Source organism: Kluyvera sp. (assembly GCF_965301105.1).
The window spans coordinates 1-5,582 of sequence record NZ_CBDKZX010000136.1 but is presented as its reverse complement, the minus strand read 5'-3'; the positions used below and the strand labels follow the sequence as shown (position 1 = coordinate 5,582).

General features: G+C 52.0%; 5 protein-coding genes. 4 read left to right on the top strand and 1 reads right to left on the bottom strand.

Annotation, left to right across the window (positions count from 1 at the left end; translation table 11 throughout):
* Positions 1 to 128 precede the first annotated feature (128 nt).
* On the top strand, positions 129 to 845 hold the full coding sequence (locus tag ACW14G_RS21995; RefSeq protein ID WP_065358234.1) for an oligogalacturonate-specific porin KdgM family protein: 717 nt from the start codon (positions 129 to 131) through the stop codon (positions 843 to 845).
* 320 nt (positions 846 to 1,165) lie between these two features.
* On the opposite strand, the gene ACW14G_RS21990 is transcribed toward ACW14G_RS21995, so the two are convergent.
* Positions 1,166 to 2,341: an oligogalacturonate lyase family protein gene (locus tag ACW14G_RS21990; protein WP_249022791.1), complete on the bottom strand. Its 1,176-nt coding sequence runs from the start codon at positions 2,339 to 2,341 to the stop codon at positions 1,166 to 1,168.
* A gap of 469 nt (positions 2,342 to 2,810) precedes the next feature.
* On the opposite strand from ACW14G_RS21990, the gene kduI reads away from it, so the two are divergent.
* The 3 genes from kduI to ACW14G_RS21975 form a co-directional block, all read left to right on the top strand.
* Positions 2,811 to 3,647, top strand: coding sequence for a 5-dehydro-4-deoxy-D-glucuronate isomerase (gene kduI / locus ACW14G_RS21985; protein ID WP_064542907.1), 837 nt, complete (start codon positions 2,811 to 2,813; stop codon positions 3,645 to 3,647).
* 63 nt (positions 3,648 to 3,710) lie between these two features.
* Complete coding sequence (gene kduD, locus ACW14G_RS21980; RefSeq protein ID WP_064542911.1) at positions 3,711 to 4,472, top strand: 2-dehydro-3-deoxy-D-gluconate 5-dehydrogenase KduD; 762 nt, start codon at positions 3,711 to 3,713, stop codon at positions 4,470 to 4,472.
* Between the two features lie 318 nt (positions 4,473 to 4,790).
* Positions 4,791 to 5,582 (top strand): sugar porter family MFS transporter (locus tag ACW14G_RS21975; RefSeq protein ID WP_455648806.1); only part of this gene is annotated, 792 nt, incomplete at its 3' end.

Sequence of the window (5,582 nt, the reverse complement as noted above, 5' to 3'; positions counted from 1 at the left end):
ATCACGTCCTCCTTGTGCCAGATTTTCTGAATCAAATCTTTACGATCTCGATCACTAAAATAGAAATTTGGAAAAAATAAAATTCAATTTCATAAAAAAGAAACATAATTTCAATTGAGGGATGGCAAATGTTAAAGAAAACTCTGGCCCTGGCCGTATTATCTGGCATGTCTTTCGCTGCATCTGCGGTAACCGTTGACCTGCGTCATGAATATATTGACAGCGGTTCCAACGCTGACCGTGTTGCGGTTTCTCATCGATTTGATAACGGTCTTGGTTTTGGCGTCGAAGCAAAATGGAAAACGGGTGGTGATACTGATAAACAGGATCGTCCGTTTAACGAAATGGTGGGTAATGGTCACGAAGAATCCATTAACTGGCGCTGGAAGGCGACAGATAACTTTGCCCTGAACCCAGGCTTTAATATTGAAAGTAAAGACAGCTACTCCATCTACAAACCGTACCTGCACGCGCAGTACAGCTTTGATAATGGTTTTTATGTGGCGGCGCGTTACCGTTATGAATATACCCGCGTTCCGGCCACTTCCAGCAACGGCGGCGGCGTAGATGACAAGGTCAATAAAGTGGATACCTGGGTTGGCTGGGCGATGGGCGACTGGCGTGTGGAACTGAACTACGTTTATGCACGCAGTACCGTGGCAGACGATCAGCATAAGAGCTTGTATCGTAACAATAATAAACCTTACAGCACCGAATATAACGCTAAGATGGCCTACAAGTGGGACAAAAACTGGTCTCCGTATTTTGAAGTGGGCAACGTGGGTGTGAAATCTACCGATGAACGTCAGACCCGTCTGCGTGTAGGTGTGGCTTACTCCTTCTAAATAAACAAAACCGGACCCTCATCCGTTTTCCCCCCGGAGCATTTGGCCGGGGGTTTTCGTTTTTGTGGGGGCAGAAGCATATACAGCGCGCACAATCTATTTCTCTGGCTCGGATATTCCCTCGCCCCTTTGGGGAGAGGGTTAGGGTGAGGGGGGGAGCTTGGTGTAAAACCCTCACCCCATCCCTCTCCCTTAAAAAGGGAGAGGGGGCCGTCCGTGCCAAGGGGCGAGGGAATAGCAACGTCCGCACAAACCGCAGGCAAAAAAAAGCCCTCCAGAGGAGGGCAAGGCCAGTTACAGAAACACTAAACTTAAAATTCTTATGCTTGCATGAACTTACGTTCGGTTGGCAGTTTGGCGATATACAGCGCCGGCTTGCCGTCTTTGTCAGAGCTGAACAGCACCGCGCTGTCGTCCGGGGTAAAGGACGGATGCGGGTGAGTCACCTGACGGCTGTTTTGTACCGTTGCCCACGAGGTATCGTGACGGGCAACCGGGAAGTAGGCTTTCTTCGCTACGTCAAACGCGTACAGATACGGATCGTTATCGATGGTATAGCCGCTGGTGTCCTTCACGTCGACCGGGGTACCGGAGCCGTCGCCGACCAGCAGGGTGCCGTCGAAATTACTCATCAGGTGTGAACAGGCCGGCATTTGCATCAACGCTTCGTTGACGTTGGTGTCCGGGTTGAAACGGTAAATGGTACGACCCTGTTTGCCTTTCAGATAAGAAACGTAAACCAGCGCGGAGCCATTCGGAACCCAGAATTCGTGGGTGCAGCTTTCGCCTTCCGCATGTTCTTTAACTTTACGTACGTTGCTGCCGTCTTCGTTGACCATCCACATGCGCGCGTCGACCAGGTCGTGCGGGCCTTCGTGGCAGAATGCGACAGTGTTGTCGTCAAACGGACGGTAGATCGGATGGCCGAGCCAGTTTTTCTCTTCGTGGATCACCGCGCTTTCGCCGGTTTGCAGATCGACACGCAGCAGGCGGCAGTGCGGGCCTTTATGGAAGAAGTCGTGGAACAGTTTCCAGTCGTTCAGCGGCGTCCAGTCGCTTTTGGCGATTTCAATGCCGACCAGCTTGGTACAGTCGCTGTTGGACACCCAGGTACCGTAGCCAACCCAGTCGTCCGGCACGCGATAGACTTCGCGCTCGGCCAGAGTTTCAAGATTTACTTCCAGCAGAGTGCGGTCGTTCTTAACGTAGTAAAAGGATTTGTCGTCCGGAGACAGGAAACCACCAAAGGTGTTGTCGCCAGCGCCTTCGGTCAGCTGTACGGCTTCGGCGTTCGCCACATCCAGTAAGTAGTAGTTCCAATGGCCATCGAACTCACCAGCAAACAGCAGATGGCTACCATCGTTAAAGAAGCACTTCTGATAGAAGTAGTTACGATGACAGGTGACTTCTGGTGGTGTTAAGCGGGTGACCTCCGCGCCGGTGTCCGGGTCGCGGCTGACCTCATAATTCAATTTTACCCGCATGCCTTTAGCCATGGTGCTCTCCTTTTACTGATGCGGTCGCGAGGTGCTATCAACTTCGCTGGCCGATGTGGATGTCATTTTAAAAATTAGGTGTTAATTTATCAAAACACCGTTTCAATGTTTGTGATGGCAGACGCACTTTATACGAAAAATCATCATTTCTGCGACTTTTTTGATAACCCTTTACCCCTCCCGTCAAGCGTATCTTTGATTTTGCGACATCATTTACCTCATACAGAGTATTTTTCAAAGAAAATGTAACTAGATGAATAATATTGTTTTTTATTTTTGGCTGAGGGTGGGTAACGGCGTATTCGTGATCCCATTTGCATTTTTGATATTAATTCACAGAAAAAATGAAACGATGTTTTATTTGCAATTGAAAACCCATTTCATCAGGGATAAGATACGTGCATTAACAAAACGGAACGAAGTTTCGTTCTGTAATAGAACATAAGACCACATTTTCCTGGAGGTTCAGGTGGAAGTAAGACAGAGCATTCATAGCGCTCATGCTAAAACGCTGGATACGCAGGGGCTTCGCGAAGAGTTTTTAGTTGAGCAGGTATTTGTCGCCGACGAATACACCATGGTGTACAGCCATATCGATCGCATTATCGTTGGTGGCATCATGCCGGTGGCGAAAACCGTATCGGTTGGCGGCGAAGTGGGCAAGCAGCTTGGCGTGAGTTACTTCCTGGAGCGCCGCGAGCTGGGCGTCATCAACATTGGCGGCGCGGGTACCATCACCGTTGATGGCCAGTGCTACGAAATTGGCCATCGCGACGCGTTATACGTGGGCAAAGGGGCTAAAGAAGTGGTTTTCGCCAGCGTCGACGCGGCGAAACCGGCGAAGTTCTACTACAACTGCGCGCCGGCACACACCACTTACCCGACCAAAAAAGTGACCCCTGCCGATGTAGCACCGGTGACCCTGGGCGATAACCTCACCAGTAACCGCCGTACCATCAATAAATATTTTGTGCCGGACGTACTCGAAACCTGTCAGCTCAGCATGGGCCTGACCGAACTGGCGCCAGGCAACCTGTGGAATACCATGCCGTGCCATACCCACGAGCGCCGCATGGAAGTCTACTTCTATTTCAATATGGATGAAGACAGCTGCGTGTTCCATATGATGGGGCAGCCGCAGGAAACGCGTCATATCGTGATGCACAACGAACAGGCGGTGATTTCGCCGAGCTGGTCGATCCATTCAGGCGTAGGTACCAAAGCGTATACCTTCATCTGGGGGATGGTGGGTGAGAACCAGGTCTTTGATGACATGGATCATGTAGCAGTGAAGGATCTGCGCTAGTCGCGGACAGCATTAGTTCAATGATGCCTGTCCGGTACAGGCGCTAACGATAAGGAATATAAAATGATTTTGGATTCATTCTCTCTGCAGGGCAAAGTTGCCGTTGTTACTGGTTGTGATACCGGTCTGGGTCAAGGTATGGCGCTGGGTCTGGCTGAAGCGGGCTGCGACATTGTGGGTATCAACATTGTTGAACCGACTGAAACCATCGAACGTGTAACCGCGATGGGTCGTCGTTTCCTGAGCCTGACCGCTGACCTGCGTCAGATCGACGGCATCCCGGCGCTGCTGGAGCGTGCGGTGGCGGAATTCGGCCATATCGATATCCTGGTCAACAACGCTGGCCTGATCCGTCGTGAAGACGCGATCGACTTCAGCGAAAAAGACTGGGACGATGTCATGAACCTGAACATCAAGAGCGTGTTCTTTATGTCTCAGGCGGCAGCTAAGCACTTCATCGCGCAGGGTAAAGGCGGCAAAATCATCAACATCGCTTCCATGCTCTCCTTCCAGGGCGGCATCCGCGTTCCGTCTTACACCGCTTCCAAGAGCGGCGTAATGGGCGTAACCCGTCTGATGGCGAACGAGTGGGCGAAACACGGTATCAACGTCAACGCGATTGCTCCGGGCTACATGGCGACCAACAACACCCAGCAGCTGCGTGCTGACGAAGAGCGTAGCGCCGCTATCCTCGACCGTATCCCGGCTGGCCGTTGGGGTCTGCCGAGCGACCTGATGGGGCCGATCGTGTTCCTGGCTTCCCCGGCATCTGACTACATCAACGGCTATACCGTTGCCGTAGACGGTGGCTGGCTGGCGCGCTAATTTTTAGCCTGCCCAATAAAAAAACCTGCTGCGGCAGGTTTTTTTATGCCTGTGAAAAGCATGGGCTGTATGAGATTTATCCATATAGGAAGGTGCAAATAATCCATACTTAAATGATGATAATGAAATTATCACCATTGTGTATTGCCTCTTACAGGCATTATGCAACACGGCTGGCTTCCATTTGAAAGTCAAATGTCCATCACAAAACGATGTGTTGCAGCAATATTGTCCATGTTAATAACCTTTCCCGCCTGACACTCCTGTTCATCAATCTCTTACTTTCCTTGTATGTCTTACTCTGTCTGGCAGGAAAATATGGCTTCAATCAGTAACGATCCTTCGCTCATGCCGCGCACCCAGCGCGACACTCGACGTATGAACCAGTTTGTCTCGGTTGCCGCAGCGGTCGCGGGGCTGCTTTTTGGTCTCGATATCGGGGTGATTGCCGGCGCGCTGCCGTTTATCACCGATCACTTTGTGTTATCCAGCCGACTCCAGGAGTGGGTGGTGAGCAGTATGATGCTGGGAGCGGCGATCGGCGCGCTGTTCAACGGCTGGCTGTCATTCCGCCTGGGGCGTAAATATAGCCTGATGGTCGGGGCCGTACTGTTTGTTGCCGGGTCGCTCGGCTCGGGTCTGGCGACGAACGTCGAAATGCTGTTGATCGCCAGGGTTATTCTCGGCGTGGCCGTCGGTATTGCCTCTTATACCGCACCGCTTTATCTCTCCGAGATGGCCAGCGAAAACGTGCGTGGCAAGATGATCAGCATGTATCAGCTGATGGTGACGTTGGGGATAGTGCTGGCGTTTTTGTCCGATACGGCCTTCAGTTACAGCGGTAACTGGCGCGCGATGCTTATCGTGCTGGCGCTGCCAGCGGTGGTGCTGATTGTGCTGGTGGTGTTCCTGCCGAATAGCCCGCGCTGGCTGGCGGAAAAGGGCCGTCATATTGAAGCCGAAGAGGTGCTGCGCATGCTGCGCGATACCTCGGAGAAGGCGCGTGATGAACTGAATGAAATCCGCGAAAGCCTGAAGCTGAAGCAGGGCGGCTGGGCGCTGTTTAAGGTCAACCGCAACGTGCGCCGCGCGGTGTTCCTCGGCATGCTG

Coding starts and splice junctions, on each gene's coding strand:
- ACW14G_RS21995 (WP_065358234.1), top strand. CDS start 129: ATGTTAAAGAAAACTCTGGCCCTGGCCGTATTATCTGGCATGTCTTTC.
- ACW14G_RS21990 (WP_249022791.1), bottom strand. CDS start 2,341: ATGGCTAAAGGCATGCGGGTAAAATTGAATTATGAGGTCAGCCGCGAC.
- kduD (WP_064542911.1), top strand. CDS start 3,711: ATGATTTTGGATTCATTCTCTCTGCAGGGCAAAGTTGCCGTTGTTACT.